This window comes from Viridibacillus sp. FSL E2-0187 (genome assembly GCF_038006425.1).
Taxonomy (GTDB): domain Bacteria; phylum Bacillota; class Bacilli; order Bacillales_A; family Planococcaceae; genus Viridibacillus; species Viridibacillus arvi.
On record NZ_JBBOVG010000001.1, the window covers coordinates 2,278,928 to 2,304,307 of the forward strand.

At 33.0% G+C, this 25,380-nt stretch carries 20 protein-coding genes; 4 read left to right on the top strand and 16 right to left on the bottom strand.

Going from position 1 to position 25,380, the window contains the following annotated elements; genetic code table 11:
- Nucleotides 1-29 precede the first annotated feature (29 nt).
- Nucleotides 30-1,184 carry a tyrosine-type recombinase/integrase gene (locus MHH85_RS11180; RefSeq protein WP_340707123.1) on the top strand — a complete coding sequence of 385 codons (1,155 nt, stop codon included), beginning with the start codon at nt 30-32 and terminating at the stop codon, nt 1,182-1,184.
- 97 nt (nt 1,185-1,281) lie between these two features.
- Here MHH85_RS11180 and MHH85_RS11185 read toward each other — a convergent pair whose 3' ends face one another.
- Both MHH85_RS11185 and MHH85_RS11190 read right to left on the bottom strand, forming a co-directional pair.
- Nucleotides 1,282-2,550 (bottom strand): MutS-related protein, encoded by a 1,269-nt coding sequence (locus MHH85_RS11185; protein ID WP_340707124.1) that lies wholly within the window; start codon nt 2,548-2,550, stop codon nt 1,282-1,284.
- 204 nt (nt 2,551-2,754) lie between these two features.
- Nucleotides 2,755-3,345, bottom strand: a complete 591-nt coding sequence (locus tag MHH85_RS11190) for a M15 family metallopeptidase (protein WP_409351184.1) — start codon at nt 3,343-3,345, stop codon at nt 2,755-2,757.
- Between the two features lie 355 nt (nt 3,346-3,700).
- On the opposite strand from MHH85_RS11190, the gene MHH85_RS11195 reads away from it, so the two are divergent.
- Complete coding sequence (locus tag MHH85_RS11195; RefSeq protein WP_340707126.1) at nt 3,701-5,494, top strand: S9 family peptidase; 1,794 nt, start codon at nt 3,701-3,703, stop codon at nt 5,492-5,494.
- 123 nt (nt 5,495-5,617) lie between these two features.
- Here the strand turns inward: MHH85_RS11195 and MHH85_RS11200 are convergent, their stop codons facing one another.
- The 11 genes from MHH85_RS11200 to MHH85_RS11250 form a co-directional block, all read right to left on the bottom strand.
- On the bottom strand, nt 5,618-6,508 hold the full coding sequence (locus tag MHH85_RS11200) for a patatin-like phospholipase family protein (RefSeq protein ID WP_340707127.1): 891 nt from the start codon (nt 6,506-6,508) through the stop codon (nt 5,618-5,620).
- A 138-nt stretch (nt 6,509-6,646) separates the two neighbouring features.
- Nucleotides 6,647-6,964 carry a hypothetical protein gene (locus MHH85_RS11205; RefSeq protein WP_340707128.1) on the bottom strand — a complete coding sequence of 106 codons (318 nt, stop codon included), beginning with the start codon at nt 6,962-6,964 and terminating at the stop codon, nt 6,647-6,649.
- Nucleotides 6,965-7,672: 708 nt separating this feature from the next.
- Complete coding sequence (gene dnaN / locus MHH85_RS11210) at nt 7,673-8,803, bottom strand: DNA polymerase III subunit beta (protein WP_340707129.1); 1,131 nt, start codon at nt 8,801-8,803, stop codon at nt 7,673-7,675.
- 102 nt (nt 8,804-8,905) lie between these two features.
- Entirely contained in the window at nt 8,906-9,184 is a 279-nt protein-coding gene (locus tag MHH85_RS11215) for a colicin immunity domain-containing protein (protein WP_340708160.1), read from the bottom strand.
- Nucleotides 9,185-9,361: 177 nt separating this feature from the next.
- The gene (locus MHH85_RS11220; protein ID WP_340707130.1) at nt 9,362-10,393 is read right to left on the bottom strand and encodes an alpha/beta hydrolase; all 1,032 of its coding nucleotides are present in this window, start codon (nt 10,391-10,393) and stop codon (nt 9,362-9,364) included.
- Between the two features lie 471 nt (nt 10,394-10,864).
- Nucleotides 10,865-11,539 (bottom strand): response regulator transcription factor, encoded by a 675-nt coding sequence (locus tag MHH85_RS11225; RefSeq protein WP_340707131.1) that lies wholly within the window; start codon nt 11,537-11,539, stop codon nt 10,865-10,867.
- Complete coding sequence (locus MHH85_RS11230; protein WP_340707132.1) at nt 11,536-12,720, bottom strand: sensor histidine kinase; 1,185 nt, start codon at nt 12,718-12,720, stop codon at nt 11,536-11,538. The genes MHH85_RS11225 and MHH85_RS11230 overlap by 4 nt, the downstream gene beginning before the upstream one ends.
- A gap of 300 nt (nt 12,721-13,020) precedes the next feature.
- Entirely contained in the window at nt 13,021-13,470 is a 450-nt protein-coding gene (locus MHH85_RS11235; RefSeq protein WP_340707133.1) for an AraC family transcriptional regulator, read from the bottom strand.
- Between the two features lie 290 nt (nt 13,471-13,760).
- Nucleotides 13,761-14,171, bottom strand: a complete 411-nt coding sequence (locus MHH85_RS11240) for a hypothetical protein (RefSeq protein ID WP_340707134.1) — start codon at nt 14,169-14,171, stop codon at nt 13,761-13,763.
- Between the two features lies 1 nt (nt 14,172).
- Entirely contained in the window at nt 14,173-14,385 is a 213-nt protein-coding gene (locus MHH85_RS11245; RefSeq protein WP_340707135.1) for a helix-turn-helix transcriptional regulator, read from the bottom strand.
- 183 nt (nt 14,386-14,568) lie between these two features.
- Nucleotides 14,569-15,156 carry a Maf family protein gene (locus tag MHH85_RS11250; RefSeq protein WP_340707136.1) on the bottom strand — a complete coding sequence of 196 codons (588 nt, stop codon included), beginning with the start codon at nt 15,154-15,156 and terminating at the stop codon, nt 14,569-14,571.
- A gap of 175 nt (nt 15,157-15,331) precedes the next feature.
- Here MHH85_RS11250 and mutT point away from each other — a divergent pair, with 175 nt between their 5' ends.
- Together mutT and MHH85_RS11260 are read left to right on the top strand one after the other, a co-directional pair.
- Nucleotides 15,332-15,727 (top strand): 8-oxo-dGTP diphosphatase MutT, encoded by a 396-nt coding sequence (gene mutT / locus MHH85_RS11255; RefSeq protein WP_340707137.1) that lies wholly within the window; start codon nt 15,332-15,334, stop codon nt 15,725-15,727.
- A 21-nt stretch (nt 15,728-15,748) separates the two neighbouring features.
- A complete protein-coding gene (locus tag MHH85_RS11260) occupies nt 15,749-18,628 on the top strand; it encodes a DUF3427 domain-containing protein (RefSeq protein WP_340707138.1) in 2,880 nt (959 codons plus the stop codon).
- A gap of 63 nt (nt 18,629-18,691) precedes the next feature.
- Here the strand turns inward: MHH85_RS11260 and MHH85_RS11265 are convergent, their stop codons facing one another.
- The 3 genes from MHH85_RS11265 to MHH85_RS11275 all read right to left on the bottom strand — a co-directional run bounded on the left by MHH85_RS11265 (nt 18,692) and on the right by MHH85_RS11275 (nt 24,622).
- Nucleotides 18,692-19,597 (bottom strand): HNH endonuclease, encoded by a 906-nt coding sequence (locus tag MHH85_RS11265; RefSeq protein ID WP_340707139.1) that lies wholly within the window; start codon nt 19,595-19,597, stop codon nt 18,692-18,694.
- Between the two features lie 255 nt (nt 19,598-19,852).
- Nucleotides 19,853-21,154: an NCS2 family permease gene (locus tag MHH85_RS11270; RefSeq protein WP_193739352.1), complete on the bottom strand. Its 1,302-nt coding sequence runs from the start codon at nt 21,152-21,154 to the stop codon at nt 19,853-19,855.
- Between the two features lie 861 nt (nt 21,155-22,015).
- Nucleotides 22,016-24,622, bottom strand: coding sequence for a cation-translocating P-type ATPase (locus tag MHH85_RS11275; protein WP_340707140.1), 2,607 nt, complete (start codon nt 24,620-24,622; stop codon nt 22,016-22,018).
- Nucleotides 24,623-25,380 lie beyond the last annotated feature (758 nt).

Here is a 25,380-nt window from a genome sequence, read left to right on the forward strand (position 1 = left end):
CCTGCCAACGTTTGAAAGGAATAGACAAAATGGCTAAACCAAAATTAATAAAAACTGCTAAAGATAAAGATCTATACTGGTACAAAGATAACGATGGAAACAAAAAATACGCTTACCGTTATCGTTATTACAATACATTGGGTGAACGTAAAGAAAAGAGTAAACAAGGTTTTGATACTGAGAAGAAAGCCTTGCAAGCACTAACTAAGTTGAAAGCTCAGGTATTAGATGGAAATTTGCAACAAGTTGAAAATGAAGATATGACAATTGCAGCCTGGTGCGATATTTGGCTTGAGTTTAAAAAAAGTGATTGGAAACCATCTACTTTAATACTTAACAAAGGCGCTGTGAAAAATCATATTAAACCTATGCTTGGAAATCAGAAACTAAATCAACTTAATAAGATTACTTATAAGCGTATTTTCATTGAGCCTTTATTCAAAAAATATAAGCCACTCTCTGTATTGTCGTACCACCGCACTTTTGTAGCAATGGTGAACGCTGCAGTAGATGCAGAAATATTACAACGGAATCGATTTACTAATATTTCTTTTAAAGATGACGAAAAAGAGGTTGAAAATGTAATTAGCGCAAGTCAACTCAATCAATTACTTAGTTATGCAAAAACAAGAAATGAGTTACAATACACAATCATCTATTTATTAGCATTTACTGGAATTCGGTGTGGCGAAGCGTGCGGGCTAACCTGGAAGGATGTTAATTTTATAACTGGTGAAGTTAATATCAATAAAACAAGAGATTATCTTGGAGTACGATCACCAAAGACAAGCAATAGTTACAGAGTATTAAAAGTGGATGACGATGTGTTAGCAATGCTGAAAAAGTATAAATTAACAGCGAAAAAAATACATTTAAGGTTTGGACATAAATTCAATGAAGAATCTTATATTTTTATTTCTTCTAATTTCGGTCGGCCTATCAATACAACTGCTATCAGCAAAGCATTTAGAGTTGCAAGCGATAGACTTGGATTTAAAGTAAAAGCTCATACATTAAGACATACGTATGCTAGTTTGTTAATTAGTAGTGGAGTTGACGTTGTGACTGTTGCTAGCCGTTTAGGTGATACAACTGAAATGGTATTTAAAGTTTATGCCCATGCTGTAGACGAAAATAAAAACCAAACAATTGAAACGTTCAAAAAGGTGCTAGAAAACAACTGATTTTTTATTTTTCGTTCTTTTTGGGGGACTTTTTGGGGGACCTTCCCCAAAAATGACCTCTAAATACTGATAAATAAAGGTTTTTATAAAGTAGTCACTATCTTTCAGCAATAAAGTAACTATCCCCATCTAGAACATTATCTTGAATTGCCATTGAAGTTACAATATAGCTAGGTTTCATTGTCCAAATTTCTGCTAACACTGTATTAATTGTTTGTGCCAATATTGTATTAATAGCAATTGCTTTAATATACGTAGATTTCCCTGATGCATTAGAGCCTGTAATGAGTGTGCTCTTGTCTAGATTTGAGGTGTTTTTTACTGGTTCATTGATAAGTGGATGAAACATATTTTTGAATGAAAGTTCCTCTTTCTCCACAAATGTAGGGATACAATATGTATCTAATGATTTTCTGTAAAACGCAACTGCTACCCCTGCATCCAGTTGCCCAATAAGCTGCCATAAATCACGGTATTCTTCTTTATGTTTTGAAATCGTTTTAATAATATTGTTATAAGTAATAAAATCCAACAAAAATAGTATTCGAATGTATTCAAAAATGATATCTAAATCTCCGTTACCTCTTCCTATTGAAGCAATATTACTTAAAACTAAAACTTTTTTTATTGACTGCACTTTGACTTTGAACTTGTCCGCAAATGTTGTAAAATCCGGATTTTTGACGGATGCAAAGCGTTTTCCCGTATTGATGATAGCTGCTATGTATGAGGTTGAGTATAAATTATTCTCTAGCTCTGGTTTATTTTTATAGTAAACGAATAAGTTAATTAGAAAAGATCCTACTAAACTAAAAATTCCGTACTTTAAGCTGAAAAACATCAGAATAATTGAAGCAAATGGTATTAAAGCAAGTAACACATATATAGCTACATATTTTATATTATTTTGATTCTCATAAAAAAAAGAAGACGAGTTTGTATAATCTTGTTTTCCAAGCCCTGATAATATGCGTAAAATTTCTTCTCTTAATGCTGAATTACTCTCCAGTAGTATATAAAGTCTTTCTTTATCTTGTATATTTTTTAGAGATGGATCAATATCTCGAAGCTGGTTAAATAAATATTCCGCTCCAACTGAAGTCTGTGTGTAATTTATTTTTTTAAAAACAGTATTCATAGCAAGATCATCCCACGTCAACTGATCTATACCGTCATATCTTGGTTCACTATTTTTTTTATTTTCCCAGTACATTGACACTGATTCATCATCTTCACTTCTTGCATCAAACTTTCCTGTTGCCCATTCTTTCCTAAACTTTTTTAGTCTTTTCTTATTTATCATTAATATATTATAGGTAAAAATAGCAGTCGCAACTATTACAAGAATTATTATTAAATTCATCATTTCTTTCCCTTCTATTTCTAATACCTTTTTTCATTTATAATTTTATTTGCTCTATATTTATCGGTATAATTATCCATATTAGAAGCGAAATAATATTACTTTTCACCTTAATATGTAATAATTGTAAAATATATCTTATGCTAAGTAAATAAAAAGGCATAACATTTAAGTCATGCCTTTCGTTCCAAAAATCTTTTGAGCTGGTCATTTTGTTTTATTATCTTCAGCTAAGCGATACCCTTCTTGAAGCATAGGAATACTCAATCCAAAGGTCATTTGTAAATGTGGATAATCTTTGAATTTTCTCCAATCTCCACCCCATTCAAATCCTAGCTCTTTTGCTAATTTTGCGACTTCGAACCAGTCGGATTCCCCATTGTGATTACCATCATATTCAATATCCCATTCTATTCCGCCATTAGCATTCTTAATGGCATAGTCAAAGGCTAATCCATAATTATGAAAAGATTCTCCTCCTTTTGAATATGTGACAATGTTGCCTTTAGTAGATCTACCTTGATTGTACAACTCATCCTGCTTCTCAAATGGTCTAAGTCCTTCTGTTATTATGACGTCAATATCTATTTCAGCTGCTTTTTTTAATAAGATATTTTTATTCTCTTCCACTATAGGGTGTAGTTCCGTCAGGATTGGTGCCTCATCCCCAAGAAGGACATATTTGTCATCTTCTATTTGGCTAAATTGACTAGATAAATACAATAAACTAAAGGTAATAATAAAAATAATAATGATAACGATTCCTGCAATTAAGCTGTAGTTAGTGTTACTTTTCATGTAGAACTGTTCACCTCTAAAAAATGATTCCTCTTTAGTATGAAGCATTCAATTTTCCCCATTCATTATAACGTAAAAAGGCAAAATTAAAAGGCTTGAGCTCGGTACAATACCGAACTTAAACCTTTACAGCTCGTTGATTAAGCTGTTTATTGACAAGATATTCTTTTTAAAACTAGTAGAAACCTAAAAAAGATACCCTTAATTGGAATTTAACTCCATTTAATTCATTTTATCTTGTATAATATAGAGTAAGAATATTTAGATATCTCTTCCGTTTAAATAAGAGTTTTAAAATGGCACCTATTAAGAGATATTACTCGTATTTATTAACTTTAAGAAAAGAGGAATAGCTATGATTCAGTTTGGAAAGCCGGATATTACGAATTTTTTACAAAATTTAACCGTTAGTGATTTTGCGGTTAGTCCTGATGAAAAGCAGCTTGTATTATGTACGAATTTTAATGGTCATTTTAATCTTTGGGGAATGGATGTAGAGAAAAAATTTCCATATCCACTGACTTTTAATAATCAAATCTCAAATTTTATATCATATTCGAAAACAGGTGAATTCCTTTTAGCTGGATTTGATAAAGATGGTGATGAAAATAGCCAAATTTATGCGATTGCACCTGAGGGAGGAAACCAAGTACCCATCCGGTATAAAGAGGGAGAACGTCATTTCTACGCGCATTTGACTGAGGATGGTAAACATCTTTATTACTCAACTACAGATGGAAATGCGAAGTATTTAAATAGTCTAGTTTATGACATTGAGAGTGGAAAGGAAAAGATACTTATAGAAGGTAGTGTTGCACCTACTTTTATCGATACAGTTAGCCCTGAAGAAAAATCATTTGTTTATATTAAATCGTTTGGTAATACGTATTCATTAGCATATGTACAGACCGATGTTGAAAATGTATTGCTAACCCCACCAACGGATGAGCAGCATACAGTATCCGGTTTTGTATATACTTCTGAAGACGAAATTTATTTTTTAACAAACTATGATGACGATCTTAGCTATTTAGCAAAATTTGATATTCAATCTAGACAATTTACAAAGATGCTTCAAATAGAAAAAGAAGACTTTACTAATATATATTATTCGAAAAAAGAGCATTCACTTTATATTGTTGGTTCATATGGTGTAGAGGATCGGCTTTATCGTTATGCAATTGCAGATGGAACAAATGAAAAAATCGAAATACCTGTTGATATTATTGAGAAAATGGTTATTATGCCTAGTGGACATTTATATTTGCTTGGTAAAAGGGCTACGAAGCCAAATAATATTTTTGTGTCAAAGGAAACGGGTTGTTCCTGGTTAGAGTTAACACACTATAGAGTACCAGGTGTTCGAGACGCGGATTTAGTGGAACCCGAAGTGCTAAGCTATCCATCGTTTGATGGTTTAGAAATTGAAGCACTCTTGTTCAAGGCGAAGGAAGAAACTTCTAATGGTTATGTTATTTTATGGCCACATGGTGGTCCACAATCAATAGAACGTAAATCATTTCGACCGATGTTCCAATTCCTTGTTAACCAAGGATACTCTATTTTTGCTCCTAACTTTAGAGGCTCATCGAACTACGGTTTAAAATTCATGAAAATGGTTGAGGGTGATTGGGGTCATGGCCCTCGTCTTGATAATATTACGGGGGTTGATTGGCTTATTGAAAAAGGCTATGCAGATCGTGATAAAATGCTACTTTTAGGTGGTAGTTATGGCGGCTATATGGCACTTCTTCTTCATGGCCGTCATGCAGATTACTTTAAAGCGGTTGTCGATATTTTTGGTCCAAGTAATTTATTTTCATTTATTGAGTCTGTTCCGGAGTTTTGGGGACCATTTATGAAGCAATGGATAGGTGATCCTGAGAAAGATAAGGATAGATTAATAGCTGATTCACCAATTACGTATTTAGACGGTATGACGAAACCTATGCTTGTTATTCAAGGGGCGAACGATCCTCGTGTTGTTCAAAAGGAATCTGATCAAATCGTAGCTGCGTTGAAAGAAAAAGGCCTAGAAGTGGAATATACTGTGCTAGAAGATGAGGGGCATGGATTCACGAAAAAGGCGAACGAAATTTTCGTGTATAAGAAGATACTGGAATTCTTTAATACAGAAATTAAGAACTAACTGTAATAACCTCCTATCAAAATAATTGGTAGGAGGTTATTACAGTTTTAAATTTAAATGTAAACTACTTATTACCTTGATAGATTTCCCTTCAATCCTAACAACATTATCCTATTACTAATACTAAAACACGTTTTGCCACGTTTTTAAAAATTGCAATGTGCTTTCTCTTCCAATACTGATTAAACTTTCTTTTGTTTTTTGATCTAGATCAAATTGTGTCGCGCTGTAATTTTCAACGGGTATGAAAATAATATCCTTTTCAAGTCTACGAGAAATATATCGCTCATCATGTGCATCTTTCATAGTTGTAAAGAGTGCTTCAAATAATTGGAGTCCATTGTTAATTTTTTGTGGATCCATATCTTCTCTAGGGTGACTTAGCTTCAATCCAATAACTGGACGTTCCTTCAGACCACTATCATCATCAAATATCCATATCGGGAAATTACTAAGTACTCCCCCATCAACTACTATCGATTCTCCATTTGCAATCTTCAATTTGACCGGCTCAAAGAAAAAGGGTATCCCACAGCTCATACGTAAAGCACGGGCAACCGAGAAGGACTCACCATCAATCCCGTAGTTTTTTAAATCATCTGGGAGTACTAGCATTTTACCATTAGTTAAATCCGAAGCGATAAGCTTTATAGAACCACTTGGTAAATCACCAAATGTATAGATGCCTTTCAGTGCAAGTTTTTTATAAAACCATTTTTCTAAGGCTTTACCTTGATATAAACCCATTTTAAAATAAAGATTTAGCCATTTCAGAAATGACAACCCAAACAATGTTCTAGGCGGATCAAGCAGTGCAGAAACATCCAATTCATCTAACATCTTTTCTATTTCATCCGAGGTAAATCCAGCTGCGATAAAACTTGCGAAAATAGCACCCGCACTTGTTCCAGCTACTCGATTAAAGTGAATGTCCCTTTCCTCAAGCACTTGATAAGCACCTACATACGCAAAACCTTTAATTCCCCCACCAGAAAATACCCCATCGACATTCAATACTTTTCCCCCTTCATCCGTACTGATAACTCCGTAAGAAATGAGAGCGTTATTAAGAACTTATGTCGAAAATGTCGTGAAAATGTTTCTTATCTAAATTAATTTATTTTGATTAGATTTAGAAAAAACCTCAGTTATTTATACATCTCCTTCGTCTAGTTTTTTATTTAATAGCACATAATCATCTTTTTCAAAGGTTATTGCAACTCTATCTAATCTATTTCCTCCTGGATATAAATATAATTGTTGATTGAATTTTATACCCAAAGGTACGACAGTTTGAAGAATAAAATTTATAATTTTAAAGCTTTCTAAATCAACTCCTTCTTTCAAATGATTTTTAACATGAATCACTACTAGATCTTCGATATTCTCAAATCTAACTCTTCTAGGGGAAATATTATTACGCTTACAAATCCTTTTTAATAGATTCTGATAATAATCAGTTTTTATCATGACAAATCGCCTCACATTCAATTCAACGTATACGCACCTAAGAACAAACATTGTGAACTCTTTGTTTTTTCATAAAAATGGAATTTCTTTCTCAACTAAACTGCCGCCTTTAGTTCAATAAGGAATTTTTAGGATTCCTGAAGAGGAGCAAAACCTAGTTTGACTTTTGTTCAAATGTCACACTAATCCAGCTAACTACCTAATAGCTCTGCAAAAAAGATTCTCGGTGCAGATTGCTTGTCATTTTGTAGATGGCTTTTTGCCACAGCCATAATATTTAACTTCGGAACAATAAATATATATTGTCCAAACAGGCCGTTAGCAGAGTAATAATCAATCGGGGTGTTAGTATTAGTATTTTCATAAGTCCATAGCTGATAACCATATCCAGATGTTCCTTCTTTTCTGGTTTCAAATTGTTAATATGGTCTTTTTGCCTGAATGAGCCAGTTCGATGAAATCACCTAATTTGAAATAAATCGCCCTTCGTTTAAAAAAATAATCCAATTTTCACCATATCCTCTAAATTTAATGAAATATTAAAACCACCCCGTGAATTCCTTGTGGGTCCCTTAGCCAAGTGTTTTTTTTTATCCCTAATGGACAGAATAAATATCCTGCTCCTTTAGCTGCCTAAAAAAAGAAGCTGATCTCAGCTTCTTTTAATTGAAGTATATCCCCCGTTAGTGCAGTAAGAAAATTGTCAATTTAATATGAACGTACTGGTGAAATAAGATGAAAATAAGATGAATTATCAATAGGTTCAATTAAGACTGGCCTCATTGCCCCACCAAAACTTATTCTTATCTCTTCTTCTTTTATTACTTTTAAGGCGTCCATTAAAAAGCTTCCATCAAGTGAAATACTTAAATCGGTCTCACCATTAATAGTTTTAATATTTTGAGTTTCTTCTATTTTACCTATTTCTGATGAGTTCGAGAATATTCTTATTTTTGTATCATTTTTGATTTCTAAATGAACATTGTTATTTTTCCATTCGCTTGCAAAAAGACAAGCTCTATCAATACCTTTTAATAGCAGATTTGTGTTAAGAGTAATTATTGTCTTCGAATCATTTGGCAATAATCCTGAAATGTTAGGATAATTACCTTCAATTAACCTTGAAAAAAGTGAGATAGTATTTGATTTAAATACGATATAGCTATCTGTTACATATATATGTATGAAACCCGTTTCCTTATCAATTAACTTGATAAGCTCATTTAGGCTTGTACTTGGAACAATGAATGAACCACTTAAATTTGATTCTATTGCAAGCTCTCTTAACGCTAAACGATGGGAATTTGTTGCAACACATGAAAGGTGGTTATCCTTAAACGACATATTTACTCCTGTCAAGACAGGTTTAGATTCACTCTTTGAGACTGCAAACACAGTTTGTTTAATAATTTCTATTAATTCAACACTGGGGATTTTAATGTATTTAGCTTCGTCAATTTGAGGAAGATTTGGGTACTCTTCAGCATTAAATCCGTATACGTTGGTTACAATTTCATCGGATTTGATGGTAACTAATTGTTTTTCGTTTACTTTTAAATGTATTTCACCTGGAAATTTCTTAACAATTTCACTTAAATATTTGGCAGGAATAACAACACTACCAGCGTTATAAACTTCCAATACTTTTACACCATCAATCGTTAAAGGAATAACTTTTTCAATAACAATATCAGAATTGCTTCCGACAAGGACTAAACAATTATTATTAGCAATTATCTTAATACCTGACAAAATAGGGAAAGGTGTTTTTAATGATACTGCTTTATTAACTTCTAAAATTGCTTTGTTAAAGCACTTATTATCTATTTTAAATTCCATAAAAAATCCACCTCATTTTAATCGTTAGTGAACTATTTCGACAAAATACCTAAAATCCCCTTTTTCTTATTCAACTAACCTGTACTCTTAGTTGAATGGAATTTAAAGAATATTCGATAAACTATTTATTTTAACCAAAGCTTCACTTACTTCTTTTCTCAGTTGTTGTTCCGATATTTCAGAGGCATTTTCTTGTCCAGGAAGACATTCATTCCAATAACTATCAACTGCTTCAAAAACTCCGTTTAAGATTTCGAAAAACGTATCCATTCTTTCTGTCTCATTTTTAAATGTATTTAGATAGTCACGTTCAAAATGCTCAACAGGAATTACTTCATTAACAAAATCCTCTATTAACCTTTTATATTTATAAAAAACAATGCTTCACCTCTTTTATGGTTTTTTATTCAATCCAATCTAACGATATTCCTTCTTCAACTAACCTGCTCCGTTAGTTCAATAAGAAAAAGGCTCTACTCCTTATTGAAGTATAGCCCCTTTACTTTAAGTACAATTATTCACACACTCTCTTTCAAGGTAAGAAAAAAACTACCCTATTTATTTTAAAAATGTATAGCACATCCATTCATAAAATTTTTCCTTCTCTTCAAATTGTGGATAATGCGCTGATTGCTCAAAAGTAATAAATTCTTTTTTATTGGCTTCAATCTTATCAAAATATTTTTTTGCTTCATTTGATGTAGTCATATAATCATATTTACCCATAACAAAATAAACCGGTAATTCGAGTTTCGTTTCGTTAGTAGGTAATGAATTTTTTAATATGTCCTTTAACAAAAACTTCTGAGAATAGGCCAACCCACGATTATAGCGGATTAAATCTAATAAGTTATACTCACTACTGAGTAATATACCTAAATTATCTCCATCGGGGTTATCAATGAGTCTGACACTTCCGCCATATTTCATAACATAATTCCGTGGGGTAAACATATCGCCATTTTTAATTTTTTCAGTTAACCCTTGTAAATATAAAACATCATCCATATTGCCAGCTTTTTGAGCCTGCTTAATAACGTAGTTTAAACTTTCAATCTCGCTTTCTACTTGATTACTCATTTGTCCAATACCAATATATGCTTCATACTTCTCAGGAGCTTTATGGGCAGCCTGCGTGCCAATATATGTACCAAAAGAATGACCAATAAGTATTACTTTTTCTTTGCCGAGCCGTTCTGATATATAATCCGTCAAAGCCAATAAGTCCTCCACCAGTAAGTCTGACGAAAGATTAGAATAGTCCTCAAAAAAATGATAGGATTTTCCACTTGCTCGCTGATCGTAATTAACAACCGTAAATTTAGTTTCCAGTAAGTCTTGGTATTTTTCTGCATATGGTATTTCCGAGCATCCAGGTCCTCCATGTACAAAAATAATAACAGGATTATCCTTATCAGTGCCACGTATCATTATTTCATGATTACTTCCATTTATCTCTACTTGTTCTAATGCACTTATACTGTTATCACCTTTTATATGCGAAGTCCAAGTAGGGCAAAAAAGTGCTATTATTAGTCCTATTATAATAATGGCTCCAATATATTTTATTAACTTCTTTATGGTTTTCATCTGTTCTTCCCTTTCTTCTCATTTTTTTTGTAAGTTGAATTGTCGAATCTTTATTTACGTCTTCTCCAACTTCATCAAAAATACATACTGTATTGATTTGAGCTTGCTTTTTGACCTCTATTATTAATTTCATTTCCAGACGTGTTGATTAACTGATTTTTACCATTACTATTAAAGTAGGAAGTTGATTTCCTTAACTAACATGCCTGTTTCATTTCATATTTCTACTCTACAGATGAAAGGTCATATACTGTAGTGTCAATAAGTCATTAATAAGTCATAACTATTTTAAAGAAATGACTTATTATGGCGATTGGCTATAATCTAATAGGCGATCCACGTCAGATTTTTTGAATGGTGGACCTTATGAATTGCCCTTGAAGTAAACAAATTCAAAATAACATTCCAGTTCGTTGAAAAAAAAATAGAGTGAAGACAAAGTTAATTTGAGTTTGTCCACACTCTCTTACTTCAATATTTCTTATCTTCTATAAGACTCTCTTCCATTGCTTTCATAATAGCTGAGGATCTGTTTTTAACATTTAATTTCGAATAAATGTTAGAGACATAATTTTTCACAGTTCCTACTGAAAGAAACATCTTTTCTGAAATGTCTTTATTGGATAATCTTTGAGTTAAACATTTTAATACTTTTAATTCTTGATTATTTAATTCATATGGATTTTTCATAGAGTTATGGTCAAGTTGTTTCGAGTGTTCGTTTTTAGTTGATTGTATCTGACCAAACACCTCTTTTGCTAATTGTTGAGGAATGAGGGAACCTCCGTGATACACCATTTTAATTCCCTGAACCAAAAATTCAGGATCAACAGCCTTTAATATGTAACCCTCTGCACCAGCATTTAAGGCATTCAAAACGTGTGTAACATCTTGAAAAGTAGTAAGTATAATAATTTTTATATTGGGCCATCGTTTTTTAATTTCTTCTGTCGCCTTTACACCATCCATCACCGGCATTTGAATATCCATTAGAAGAATATCAATATTTCCCCTTTCACATAAAGCAATTGCTTTCTCCCCATTTTCAGCAGTTCCAATAATCTCAATGTCAGATATGCTTTCAATAACAATTTTTAAGCTCTTCCTTAAAATCTCTTGATCTTCGACGATTGCCGCTTTTATCATGATAATAACACTTCCTTTGCCATAGGTATGCGACACGTTATCCTCATACCAGCATTCAATTTCGAATAAAATTCCACTGTACCTGCCAATGCCGATATTCGATCTTTCATTGAACGTAAGCCAAACCCTAAATGCAATTCACTAAAGCCCATTCCATTATCTTCAATGAAAACAATTAATTCTTCTTGATTAAACGAAATAGTTACATTAATAATGGTAGCCTGCCCATGTTTTTTCGCATTTGTAAGCCCTTCTTGTATACAACGAATAATGGCAAACTTTATCCTATCGCCGACTTTGGTCGCTTCTCCTTCGACAATCAGTTTTATATCCGTTGATGTATGTTTCATAAAATCAACAATCAATTCTTGCAAAGATTCAATAAGTGTTTGATGAGTCATGGGCGACATCTGGTGAATTGTCTTTCTCACATCATGCAATCCATCTCGTGCTAAATCCGAAATCTCTTTTATACTTTTTTCTGCTTCTATTTTATCTGCCCGATATAGAAAAGGAAGAGCATCTAAACTCGTTATGACTGATGTGAAAATATGGCCTACCGTATCATGCAAATCTTGTGAAACTCTATTTCGTTCTTCCTTAATCGTCAGTTCCTCAATCTTTTTTGAGTAATATTCCAAGTCCTCGTTCTTTTCCTCAATAGAAGCAATTAACGTTTTATTGGCGTTATTGACAATGGTCATCCTTCCTAAACAAAACCCGATACCATAAAAAATAGTTGTATCAATGAAGCGAGCAAAGAAACCCTCATCAGCGAAGAGATCGCCGGCTAGTGTGCCAGCAAAAAAAATAGAAATATATAAGAAAGGTCCTAACCAAATTAACGGCTTCCCTTGACAAGCATAAGCTACAGTAAGCATAGGCAAGAATAGAAAACCGTAAGTCTCTGATATTTCATATTGGATCGATAGGTAAATAAATGCTGAACCCGTTAGCAATACCTCGGTAAATACATACTTTGGGAATTTTATAAGCCCGGGCCTATAAAATAGGTGAGGTATTATGTATAAACTAATAGCCCACAAAAGTAGAATCCACTTGTTCAAACCTGTAGTTTCTATGAATATCATGTAGCCAATATTCGTAATCCATATTGTACGAATGAGAAATAGAACATAGTCCAACCATTGCCATTTCTTTTGATCCATTACTGCTCTCATACTTTTATATCCCCCAACTACGGCGTCTATTTCATCGTTCCTAAAACTACTTCGCCATTCTCGTTCTTATAATTGATTATGTTTAGTTTATCTTCAAGGGAGAAACTAGTATAGTTTTTCTTTAAAGCTTCCAGGGATGATAATGATATTTTTCCATCCAATATGTAATCACTTCAATATTTTTTGAGAGATTTAGCAATAATATTAATATTTCTATTTAAGCCCACGTTAGTTTAAGTGTATTATTTCACAAACTAAGTTTGTTTTACATATTTAATCTTTTTATTTATTACAGAAATGCTACACTATAGGAACTAATATTTCACACAAATGTTTGTCGATCATCTGTGGGGTATATCGTTCTATAATTGGTTCTTCTCTTAATGATAAATCACTTTTTTCTATTTCAGAAAAAATGCTATCCCAAAACTTATTGATTGCTTCTTTTGTGTGGTCAAGCAAGAAAACGGCATATTTTCCACCTGTAAATTTACCCAACAGAGCAGGTTCTTTCACCTTAAAATGATTATTTACTATAATACAAATATCATAACAACACTCCTCTTTAGGAATAATCTCAGGGTTATCCTGAGGTATGCCTAGAATTGTAGAATTATTAAATATACCATTCAACTGTGCCCACTTTTTAAAGGACTCCATTAGTTCCTGATTTTGTTTTCCGCCATACTCCCCAACATTTCGAAAATAAGCAATCCTTGATTCAGGTAATTCTTCAATAGTCATTCCCATAATTAACACCCCTTCCCTGAATAAGGTAATATCAATTAAATTTTTTTTCAAGTAACTTTTTAAAATAACTTAAATTAATTTACTTTTTCCAAATCATCATATCTTTGAAATTAAGTGTTATAGCACTCACTTTTCAACCAAACTGCACCTTTAGTTCAAGAAAGAAAAAAAGAGCTGCATATGCAACTCAATGATCTTCAAGTAAAGCCCTAAACTTCAATTATGATATTTGAAAAGTGAGAAAAAAACATCAAGCGTAAAATCTTTGTTAGATTAGCGCCCTTTTACTTTTACAATCTTTTTACCACTAAAGTACCTAAACCTAAAATCATATAGATAGCAAACAAACATATTATTAGAAAACCTGTTTCAACATATTGAATCCCCATCCCATATGCAATAAGAAGTGCTATACCCAAACCGAACAATAACATATAAAGTGCAAACATAAGATATTTTTGAATTAATTTTATACTACGTTCATCAAAATCAGGCACATTCACATTTCTTTTTTTGTTTAACTTTGATATGGCTAAGAAAATCAAGAATCCACCACCAGATCCTATGACAATTGGAAATACTAACTCATAAGGATATTCTCCTGTTTTTTTACCAATTAAATGAATTCCTAAAAACCCGCCAATTATCATACACCCTATAATCACGATCCAAATGACTATCTGTATTTTTTTAACACTCAATTTATTCCTCCCCCGTTTCATCTAAATAAAATAGATCCTCAGTAGGTAAATCAAAATATTTAATGAGTTTTAAAGCCAATTCCAAACTAGGATTATACTTATTTTTTTCAATTGCGTTTATTGTTTGCCTAGTAATTTGTAAATCCTGAGCCATTTGGACTTGTGTTATTCCTCTTTTCAAGCGAATTTCTCTTATGTTATTAATGACCTTCAACAATAAACCTCCATTTAACATGTAAAGACATCTTTACAACCATATTATAACAAAAAGCATAAATGTGTAAAGATATCTTTACGCAATTATGCTTTTTCGCTAAATCAGATAATAATTACATTTCAAACCTTTTTGTACAATTTATCCCAATAAATTTCCATCCAGAACTAAAATAATTACTCTTTATAATGTGATTAGCTTTCTAGCAATTAGATGCTCACATAACGATGCTAATGGTAAGCCAACGACGTTTAAGTAATCCCCTTCTATACGATCGACCAAAAAGACACCTTCAGTTTGTATGCCATAACCACCAGCTTTATCAAAAGGATCTCCTGTTGAGACATATGCTTCTAACAATGCATCAGAAACATTTTTAAAGATGACTGTCGTTTTTTCAACTAATGTTGATTCTGTTCCATCCTCTTCAATAATTGCTACAGCAGTTAAAACTTCATGTTCTGTATTACGAAGAGTGCGAAGATGTGCCATTGCTTCGTCATGACTCTTAGGTTTATGTAGTAATTGATTGTCTTTTGCTACGATTGTATCTGCGCCAATGACTACTCGCCCTGGTGATAATTTCGCCACCGCGCGCGCTTTTAATAGTGCAACCTCAGTAACATATTGTGATACTTCTGACGCTTGTACACTCGTTTCTTCTACATCAGCAGTTACGATTTCGAATGGTATATTTAAACGGCCGAAAAGCTCCTTACGTCGTGGTGATGCAGATGCTAAAATAAATGATCTTGTCGTTTGAAATTGCATAATCTTCACTCCTCATTTGTATCATACAAAAGATGACGGTATTTGCAAAGTGATGCGACAAAAAGGCCATTGTCAAAAAGCAATTTGTCGATTAAATTCCCCATCTAATGACGTTCCACACTATATACTGTAAAATAGGATATAAGTTTTTATACAAGGAGTAGGTCTAATAGATATGAAAAAAACAGTACACGTTGTTGGTGCAATAATTGAAAATGAAGAAAAAGAAATATTTTGTGCGTTGAGAAGTCCAGAAATGTCGCTTGCGAATTACTGGGAATTTCCTGGTGGTAAAATTGAAGCAGGTGAAACACCTCAACAGGCTTTAGAACGTGAAATTAATGAGGAGTTTAGCTGTAAAATTGAAGTTGGTCAAAAAGTAGAAGATACAACATACGAATATGAAAAAGTCATAGTCCGTTTAGAGACATATATGGCGAAAATCATCCATGGTGTTCCTACAATTAGTGAGCATGCTGATGCACAATGGGTGCAACGTCAAAATCTATCACAACTCGATTTCGCTCCTGCAGATATTCCTGCGGTAGAAAAACTAGCTAATCAAAAATAATAGACTATGGGCGTGAATTTAATGGAACATTTAATAAGTAAAATTGAAAGTTCATTACATAAGGGCTTTATCGATCAAAACAAGCATGTATCAGCACAATTCAAACCAAAACTACTCACAAATAAAGCGCATGAAAATGTGCTATCTACTTTATTACAGGAACTAAAAACATGTAAGACTTTTACTTTTTCAATTGCTTTTATCACTGAAGGTGGTTTAGCAACTTTAAAAACGATGCTATACGATTTAGAAAAAAAAGGGATTAAGGGCCGAATTTTAACTTCCACATTCCTAAGCTTTAATCAACCTAAAATGTTTAAAGAGCTTTTGAAACTTAAAAATGTTGAAGTACGTTTAACTAGCGTCAAAGGATTCCACTCAAAAGGATATATTTTCGAGCATGAAGATTATTATTCACTTATAGTTGGTAGCTCAAACTTAACAGATAGCGCTTTAAAAACAAATTTCGAATGGAATGTGTTTTTAACTTCACTAGAGGAAGGTGAAGTTATTCACCATTTTAAAAATCAGTTTGAAGATGCCTGGCATGAAGGAACTCCATTAACTGATGAGTGGATTGCAGCTTATGCACAAAATTATATAGCTGCCCCTTTCATTAAAACTAATTCTTCTAATATTATAGAAATGAGAACAGAATATCTTACAAACACATTAGCAGAGAGTCTTTCTATTAAACCTAACAAAATGCAAAATGAAGCACTTCAGCAAATTAAAGCATTACGTGCAACCGGTGCAAAAAAAGGACTTATCATTTCTGCTACAGGGACAGGTAAAACATATCTATCCGCATTCGATGTTCGCAATTTCCAGCCTAAAAAAATGCTTTTCATTGTACATCGCGAGCAAATCTTAAAAAAAGCAATGTCAGATTATCGTAAAATATTAGGTGGAAACGAAGAAGATTATGGTATTTTATCGGGTAACTTCAAAGAAGTGAAAGCTCGTTTTCTATTTGCAACGATTCAAACCATCTCGTCTGAACGCTATCTTCAACAATTTGAAAGCAACGAGTTTGATTATATATTAATAGATGAAGTACATCGTGCTGGCGCAAAATCTTATCAAACAATCTTTAATTATTTTGAACCTGAATTTTTACTAGGGATGACCGCTACACCTGAGAGAACAGATAACTTTAATATATATGAACTTTTTGATTATAATATTGCGTATGAAATTCGCTTACATGCAGCACTTGAAGAAGATATGCTTTGCCCCTTCCATTACTTTGGTGTTACAGAGTATGAAAAGGACGGTGTTATTATTGATGAAGTTACTGAACTACAGAAGCTTGTATCACATGAGCGCGTACAACATATTATTAAAAAAATTAACTATTATGGTTTTTCTGGAGATAAAGTTCGTGGATTAATGTTTTGTAGTTCTAAGGAAGAAGCTCGCCAATTATCAGATACATTAAATGAGCAAGGATTGAAAACATGTGCTTTAACAGGTGATCATTCACAAAACGAACGTGAAGAAGCCATAAAAAAACTGAACTCGGGTGAGCTTGAATATATACTAACTGTCGATATATTCAACGAAGGTATAGATATCCCCTACCTAAATCAAATCGTGATGCTACGCCAAACACAATCTAGCATTATTTTTATCCAGCAATTAGGACGAGGCTTGCGTAAACATGATTCAAAAGATTATGTTACGATTATCGATTTTATCGGTAACTATAAAAACAACTATCTAATCCCAATTGCTCTTTCAGGTGATCGTTCAATGAATAAAGATAACGTGCGCCGAAGAACTGTAAATACTGATTATATACAAGGTGTTTCAACAATAAGCTTTGAAGAAATTGCTAAGAAACGTATTTTTGAAGCTATTAATAATACAAATTTGTCTACTTTAAAAATATTAAAAGAGACATACAGCGAACTTAAAAATCGTTTAGGAAAAATTCCTTCACTGCTAGATTTCATGCATCAAGAATCACTTGATCCAGAAGTAATAGTAAACTACTCTGATAACTATTATTCATTTTTAATAAAAATGAAGGAAGAACTTCCTTCATTAACGGCTTACGAATTAAAAAATTTGTCCATGTTTTCACTTGAACTTTTAAACGGAAAAAGAATTCATGAAATATTGTTAATTGACATCTTGCTAAAAAACGGTTCAATTACTAAGTGTGAATTTATTAAGCTAGTAAAAAAATTTGGTACATATCTTGAAGAAGAAACAATACAATCAGTTGAAAACATATTATCTTTAAACTTCTTTGTCACTGTTGCTCGTGAAAAATATGGAAATAAACCACTAATAGTACTGGATAACGATTACTATAAGTTTAGTGACGAAATAGCTCAAAGTTTAAAAAATGAAAATTACAAGAAATTCATCGAAGATATAATTGGATGCGCCTTAGAAAAAAACAAACAATATGATTCTACTCAACCATTTACTATATATAAAAAATATTCAAGAAAAGATGTTTGCCGCCTTTTGAATTGGGAAAGTAATGAGGAAGGCACCCTGAATGGTGGACATGTAAAATCAAATACTTGCCCAATATTTGTGAATTATCATAAAGTAGAAGATGATGCAACCGTACATTATATGGATGAATTTCTTTCAAATGAAGTGTTTAAATGGTGTTCAACTAAAAATCGAAAAATTACTGCAAAAGATATTGCCCCAATTGTTAAATCTGATTCAGAAAATACTACAGTACATTTATTCGTTAAAAAGCATAATGGTGAAGGCAAAGACTTTTATTACTTAGGAAACGTAAAAGTAGATGAATCTAGTGCTATAAACGATCATTTAATTGATAAAGGTAAAGCTTACAATGTTGTAACAATGAACATGATTTTAGAGCATCCAGTAGAATACAATATGTATCATTATTTAGTAGAAGAATAAAAACTCGAAGCGAAATTGCTTCGAGTTTTTTTACACCAATTTAAAATCAGTAAACCATCCTATTTACTTAAAAACATTCTTCTTATGCCACTTAAAATACTTTTTATTTGGTTCGCTTCGATTTACACGCATTTTAGGATTAACGCCGTATTTCTCATAATCGCTTTCATTCAGTCTGTCTGATATATGCATTTTCCCTGTACCATCAAATGCAATATAGCCTTTATCGTATAAAGCATCATGATTACAGCATAGTAACAAACCATTGTATGGATCTAACCGCTCTTCATTCGTGCTGTCTTTCCAAGGTTTTGAATAGCTCGCACGTAGCATCTCTGGTAAATCAATCCCACATAATGCACATTGATGATTCCAGAATGGAGCTAAAGCTTCTTTATGCTTTTGCTTACCTTTACGGATTTTCACTTTCGCTTCAGCTTCTGTTTCTGCAATAATCGGTATTAAACTATTACGCTCTTTACTTACAATAGGCCCGATTGCAAACTCTAGTTGTTCCTGATCCTCCTCATAAATATTTAAATCACTTATGAGTTCTAGAATTTTAATAGCTAATAACTCGTTACAAGGAAATAGATACCCCTGATTTCCATCACCATTTTCCTGAAAAGCAGAATACTTTAATGGAAGAAGCGGCTGAATCTCTTCAAAATGCCTTTTAATATTTAGTGGCTTCTCTAATTCTTCATAAACAGTCTCAACAGTATAACCATCGACACTATTCTCACTTTTATATGGATTTAACGATTCTCTAAAATCTGTTTTAGTAATACTTACTGCTACTATATCACCTTTAACATAATGAAAAATACAGTCCCCTGATTCAACTTCTTTCATTCGTCCCCAGGAATGCGGTGTTTGACCACTCTTGTCTAGCTGGTGTGACCAAATAATATTATGTTTTTTCTCTTCTTCATACGTTTGTCCTTGCATAACTATATAAAAATTCACGCCAATGCACCTCTTACATTATTCTAATACAATAATACCACTATTAAGGTCGAATACTGTAGAATGATGCTTTATTCTACATTTCTACTATGATATTCTCTCCTCCATTAAGTTTCCGAAGTAAACGACGTAAGCCATTGAAAGAAAGTTTTACTACATCATAATACCTCTCTGTAATATCAGACAAAATACCAATAATTTTAAAACGAGAAAAAATGCTCACGGCGTCTAAACATGCAGTGAGCATTTTCTGTATTAGTGAGGTAAGAATATCAATTGGAATGCAAATAGAATAGCGAATACGTAAAGCAAAGGATGTACTTCTTTTGCTTCACCTTTAGCAATTTTTAAAATTGGATAAGTGATAAATCCAAAAGCAATACCTGTTGAAATGCTTGAAGTTAGTGGCATAATCAAAATGATTAAGAATGCTGGGAACGCTTCTTCAAATTTACCCCATTCAATATCTTTTACAGATCCAATCATTAATGTACCAACAATAATTAGAGTTGGAGAAGTAATAGCAGCAACTCCAGAAACAGCACCAACTAATGGACCAAAGAATGAAGCAACGATAAATAGAATAGCAACAGTTAAGCTAGTTAAACCTGTACGGCCACCAGCAGCAACACCAGATGACGACTCGACAAATGCTGTTGTTGGGCTTGTACCAAACATAGAACCAACAGTTGTGGCAACTGAGTCAGCTAATAATGCATGACGTGCACGAGGTAATTTATCGCCCTTCATCAAACCTGCTTGCTTAGCGACACCAACCATTGTACCTGTTGTATCAAAGAGTGTAACTAAAATAAATGAGAATACAACGCCATATAATCCAAATGAAAAGACTTGGCTAAATGCTTCAATTGGATTCCAAATTAAAATACCTTCTGGTAAATGAGGAAGAGCTAACACTTTTTCAATATGTAATTGATTAGTTAGCACTGCTACAATACCAGTAACTATCATACCGATAAATAATGCACCTTTGACATTACGTACCATTAAAATAACAGTGATGAATAAACCAAACAACGTTAAAAGTACACCAGGAGAAGTTAAATCACCTAGCATCACTAAGTTACTATCACTTGCGACAACCACTTTGGCCATACGTAAGCCAAGGAATGCGATAAATAAACCAATCCCCGCAGTAATTGCATGTTTTAAATTTTGGGGAATCGTCGTTATTAGTTTTTCACGTAATGGAGTCAGAGATAAAAGAATGAAAATTATCCCTGCCACGAAAACAGCTGCAAAAGCAGTTAAATAATCAATTTTACCATCAGAGGATAATACGACTGCATAAGTGAAATATGCATTCAATCCCATACCAGGAGCAATTGCGATCGGATAATTCGCACAAAGTGCCATCCATAATGTACCTATTACAGCAGAAATAATAGTTGCCATAAATACTTGATCAAGTGGCACACCTGCATCCGATAATATTATCGGGTTTACAACAACGATATATATCATAGTGAGGAATGTAGTCATTCCTGCAATAAGTTCAGTCTTAACATTTGTACCATGTTCCTTTAAACGAAACATTTATTTACCTCCTTCTTAAACACGAACATTTTTTGCAACATTAAATATAATATTCGCTTATAAGACTAAATGCAACCCTTTTTCTCAAAGTCATTATTCTCTAAATTATTTGATTATATTTGAATAATACACATTTTCAATGATTATTTATTATGTAATATATCTATAGAAGAAATTCTTTAATTGATAGGAATTATTCTGCTTATCAAGCCAAAAATGTAGAACTACCAATATTCAAATATTTGTGCACAAAAAAACAGCCACTACTATGAGTGTCTGTTAAAATATTTCGACAAAAGGAAATCAAAATTCTCACATCTTGAATGTCTTTTATTATTTTTATATATTTTGGTTATTTAAAATCCATTTTTATAAATAAAAGACTCATTGAGTGTTACCATGTATTCCATTTTTGAACTTTGCCAAGTTCAATTTACGAATTTTTAAATCACTGCGGTCCTGCAGGGTCACTTTTTTAAGACCTTTTAAGTTTGGTCACCACTTCCCCAATTTTTCCCTAAGATTTTCTTATAGTAATCATGGATCCAAAACAATCAATTTCTATTTGATCTCTTTCAGGGTTTTTATGTCATTATTTTCTATCATCTCAAAAGATTTATTTATATTACATACGTAGTTGATTGGAGCGGAGGGCGGCGACTCCAGCGGGAAAAGCGGGATAGTCGAGACCCTGGACTGAGCGTAGCGAAGGAAGCGGCTCGGCCCCGCCCGCGGAAATCAACGGTTATTCATCTATATTTATTGTAAAAGAAAAAGACCGTAGACAAACTCTAATTTCTTCGAGTTTGTCTACGGTCTGAACAGAATACTGCTAAGAGTGTCTGTTAAATCTTTGTGATTTTATTTATTTCTAACAAACAGAAGTTTATACCACTGATTCACTAAAAACGGCATAATGGACAAGCTATAAATAATACCTAATTGTACTCCATTTAATTTTGCAACTTCAAATACACCTGAAAGTGATGGCATGAATAATACTAAATGTAAGCTTAAAAATCCGATTAAAAATGCTAGCCAAGTATATTTATTCGAGAATATACCAATTGTAAAGATCGATTCTTTTGATCTCGAGTTGAAACCATGTACTAACCTAGACAAACATAATGTTGTAAATGCCATTGTGCTTGCGGTTAGAGTATCTCCGGTGGACAATCCCATTTCAAAAGCAATGATGGTTGAAATACCAATTAATAAACCTTCGAGCACCACTTGAGTAGTAAATTTTTTATTTAATAATGGAGTATTAATATTTCTAGGCTTGTACTTCATTGTTTTCTTATTATGTGGCTCTAAACCTATTGCAATAGCTGGTAAACTATCTGTAAGTAAGTTGATAAATAATAGATGAACTGGAGCAAATGGAACTGGTAACCCTAATACTGTTGCATATAAAACAACAAAAATAGCTCCTGCATTACCTGACAATAAGAAAAGAATGGCGTTTTTTATATTGGTATACATACTTCTACCATTCGAAATAGCCTTGACAATCGTTGAAAAATTATCATCCGTTAAAATCATAGAGGATGCATCTTTCGCTACCTCGGTACCGGTTATCCCCATCGCTACACCGATGTCTGCTTGTTTTAAGGCAGGGCCATCATTGACCCCATCCCCCGTCATCGCAACGACATTCCCTTTCTCCTGCCAAGCTTTAACAATACGAATTTTATGCTCAGGTGTTACTCGTGCGTAGACAGAAATATCTGGAACTATATCTTGTAGTTGTTGATCAGTTAACTCTTCAATTTCATATCCTTCAATCGCTTCTGAAGGATCTTCTAAAATACCAATTTGTTTGGCAATAGCAGTTGCAGTTATTTTATGATCCCCTGTAATCATAACTGGTTTAATACCAGCCTTTATACAGCTTTCGACCGCCTCTTTTGACTCTTCTCTAGGAGGATCCATCATCGCTACTAATCCTAAAAAGGTTAAATCACTTTCGACTGATACATCAATTTTTTGATTTTTTCTTGTTTCTTTAAAAGCAATCGCTAGTACCCGTAAACCATTCATGGAAAAAGCACGATTCACATCTTCTATTTTTTTACGATGTTCTGCCGTAATATCAATGATGCCATGAGATGTTTTGATCTTCATAATTTTAGATAGAAGAACATCTAATGCGCCCTTGGTAATCATGACATTTTGTTGATTAATTTTATTTACTGTACTCATTAGCTTTCTGTCTGAATCGAAAGGGATTTCCGCAATTCTTGGAAATTGATCTCTTACGATTAGTTCGTCGAGATTGTACTGTTTCCCTAATTTTACAAGTGCAATTTCAGTAGGGTCTCCAATTTCTTTTTGATCTCTCTCCAAGGAGTTGTTACATAAGATCGCCTTTAAGATAAGATCCCTTTCGATTTCATTCTCTGTCTGGAGTTGATTATGTGAAATGACTTTTTGATCAACATATACTTGTTGAACTATCATTTTATTTTGAGTGAGGGTTCCCGTTTTATCTGAACAAATAACAGAAACACTACCAAGACTTTCAACTGCATAGAGCTTGCGAATAATGGCATTTTCCTTTGCCATTTTTTGTGTCCCAAAAGCCAACACAATGGTAACAATTGAACTTAATGCTTCTGGTATTGCAGCAACTGCAAGCGAAACAGCAAACATAAACGATTCCACTATTTCACGACCTCTAATAAGATCAATAGTGAAAATGGCTACACAGATCATCGTGATACCTAATGCTAATTTTTCACCAAAATGATCTAGGCTTACTTGTAGAGGTGTTTTCTTTTCCTTTGCAGTATCTAGTAAATTGGCAATTTTCCCGATTTCAGTTTCCATTCCAATAGCTGTAACAATTACAATTCCACGTCCATTAGTGACAAAGCTTCCAGTGAAAACCATATTTTTTTTATCACCAATAGTAACTTGATCATCTTCAATAGGTACCGTACTCTTCGCTACAGCCAACGATTCACCTGTCAGCGAGCTTTCATTTATATGAAGATTATAGCTTTCTAATAATCTTCCGTCAGCACTTACATAATCACCGGTCTCTAAATAGAGAAGATCCCCAACCACAATATCTTCTGAATCAATTTCAATAATCTGATTATCTCGCATCACTTTTGCAACTGGAGAGGTCAATTCTTTCAGATTTTCTAAAGACTTTTCGGCTTTTACATGCTGTACAGTACCAAGGATTGCGTTTAAAATAACAACGATCAGAATCACAATAGTACTTCCTACTTCGCCTAATAGATATGAAATGACAGCGGCAATCATTAAAATAATGACTAATAAATCTTTAAACTGTCCAAATAAAACGGCCATTGTGCTTGTTCTTTTTCCTGCTACCAATTCATTATAGCCGTATTCTTCTTGTCTCTTTTGGACGTCATAATCACTTAACCCTTCTTTTGTTACATCCAATATATCCATGACTTCAGTTGATGATTGTTGATGATATTCTGACATCTGATTCTCCTTCCAGTATGAAATTATTAGATTATCATGCTAATTATTGAAACTCTCTGTTGTTCCCTACTTACCTAGAGAGTCTCCTAAAACTTAAATAACTCAATTCGAAATGTCATTGGAAGTTAGCTTAAATATCATGTGCCAGTAGCTAAAGAATCGATAACCTTCTAAATCAATTTGAATGGTAAAGTTCCTTAAAAATTTTGTATCAGTTCCCTTAGACCTAACTATATTCGATAAAAAAACTTTAAATTCTCACCCTACAGACCCTATTTGGGTTGTCCTTCCATATAAAGGTTACGAATTCTTTTAAATAGATTTCAGGAAAATAGCATTCGATGATAAACATCACAAATTCCCTCTCTATCTACTCCATCACAATAATATTTTCACTTTAACAATTCTATTCAAATTTACTTTCCAGTATGATAATAATCGATATAGAAATTAAAATATTTTGTTAAATATAAAGTTATTTAATTTATTAATCGATAGGATTGATATTATCGTACTCATTATCATTTAAACTTTAATTAAAAATGAGTATGTACACGTGAAAAATACTACGGCATACAATATAAATCTCTGACGGGTTCGCTTTATAAAGAAAAAGCGAAAAACCCGCTCTAAAGAGCGGGTTTCAGACTGTAGACAAACTATTTTTGGAGAGTTCAGATGCTAAAAAATAGTTTGCCTCTTGCTTTATGTCAAATTTATCCAACAACATTTATACGTAGTGCTTTCTATGCTACAAT

Excerpts from the sequence above, each read along its gene's own strand:
- MHH85_RS11180 (WP_340707123.1), top strand. The coding sequence starts at position 30 with ATGGCTAAACCAAAATTAATAAAAACTGCTAAAGATAAAGATCTATAC.
- MHH85_RS11185 (WP_340707124.1), bottom strand. The coding sequence starts at position 2,550 with ATGATGAATTTAATAATAATTCTTGTAATAGTTGCGACTGCTATTTTT.
- MHH85_RS11190 (WP_409351184.1), bottom strand. The coding sequence starts at position 3,345 with ATGAAAAGTAACACTAACTACAGCTTAATTGCAGGAATCGTTATCATT.
- MHH85_RS11195 (WP_340707126.1), top strand. The coding sequence starts at position 3,701 with ATGATTCAGTTTGGAAAGCCGGATATTACGAATTTTTTACAAAATTTA.
- MHH85_RS11205 (WP_340707128.1), bottom strand. The coding sequence starts at position 6,964 with ATGATAAAAACTGATTATTATCAGAATCTATTAAAAAGGATTTGTAAG.
- dnaN (WP_340707129.1), bottom strand. The coding sequence starts at position 8,803 with ATGGAATTTAAAATAGATAATAAGTGCTTTAACAAAGCAATTTTAGAA.
- MHH85_RS11220 (WP_340707130.1), bottom strand. The coding sequence starts at position 10,393 with ATGAAAACCATAAAGAAGTTAATAAAATATATTGGAGCCATTATTATA.
- MHH85_RS11225 (WP_340707131.1), bottom strand. The coding sequence starts at position 11,539 with ATGATAAAAGCGGCAATCGTCGAAGATCAAGAGATTTTAAGGAAGAGC.
- MHH85_RS11230 (WP_340707132.1), bottom strand. The coding sequence starts at position 12,720 with ATGAGAGCAGTAATGGATCAAAAGAAATGGCAATGGTTGGACTATGTT.
- MHH85_RS11235 (WP_340707133.1), bottom strand. The coding sequence starts at position 13,470 with ATGGGAATGACTATTGAAGAATTACCTGAATCAAGGATTGCTTATTTT.
- MHH85_RS11250 (WP_340707136.1), bottom strand. The coding sequence starts at position 15,156 with ATGCAATTTCAAACGACAAGATCATTTATTTTAGCATCTGCATCACCA.
- mutT (WP_340707137.1), top strand. The coding sequence starts at position 15,332 with ATGAAAAAAACAGTACACGTTGTTGGTGCAATAATTGAAAATGAAGAA.
- MHH85_RS11260 (WP_340707138.1), top strand. The coding sequence starts at position 15,749 with ATGGAACATTTAATAAGTAAAATTGAAAGTTCATTACATAAGGGCTTT.
- MHH85_RS11270 (WP_193739352.1), bottom strand. The coding sequence starts at position 21,154 with ATGTTTCGTTTAAAGGAACATGGTACAAATGTTAAGACTGAACTTATT.
- MHH85_RS11275 (WP_340707140.1), bottom strand. The coding sequence starts at position 24,622 with ATGTCAGAATATCATCAACAATCATCAACTGAAGTCATGGATATATTG.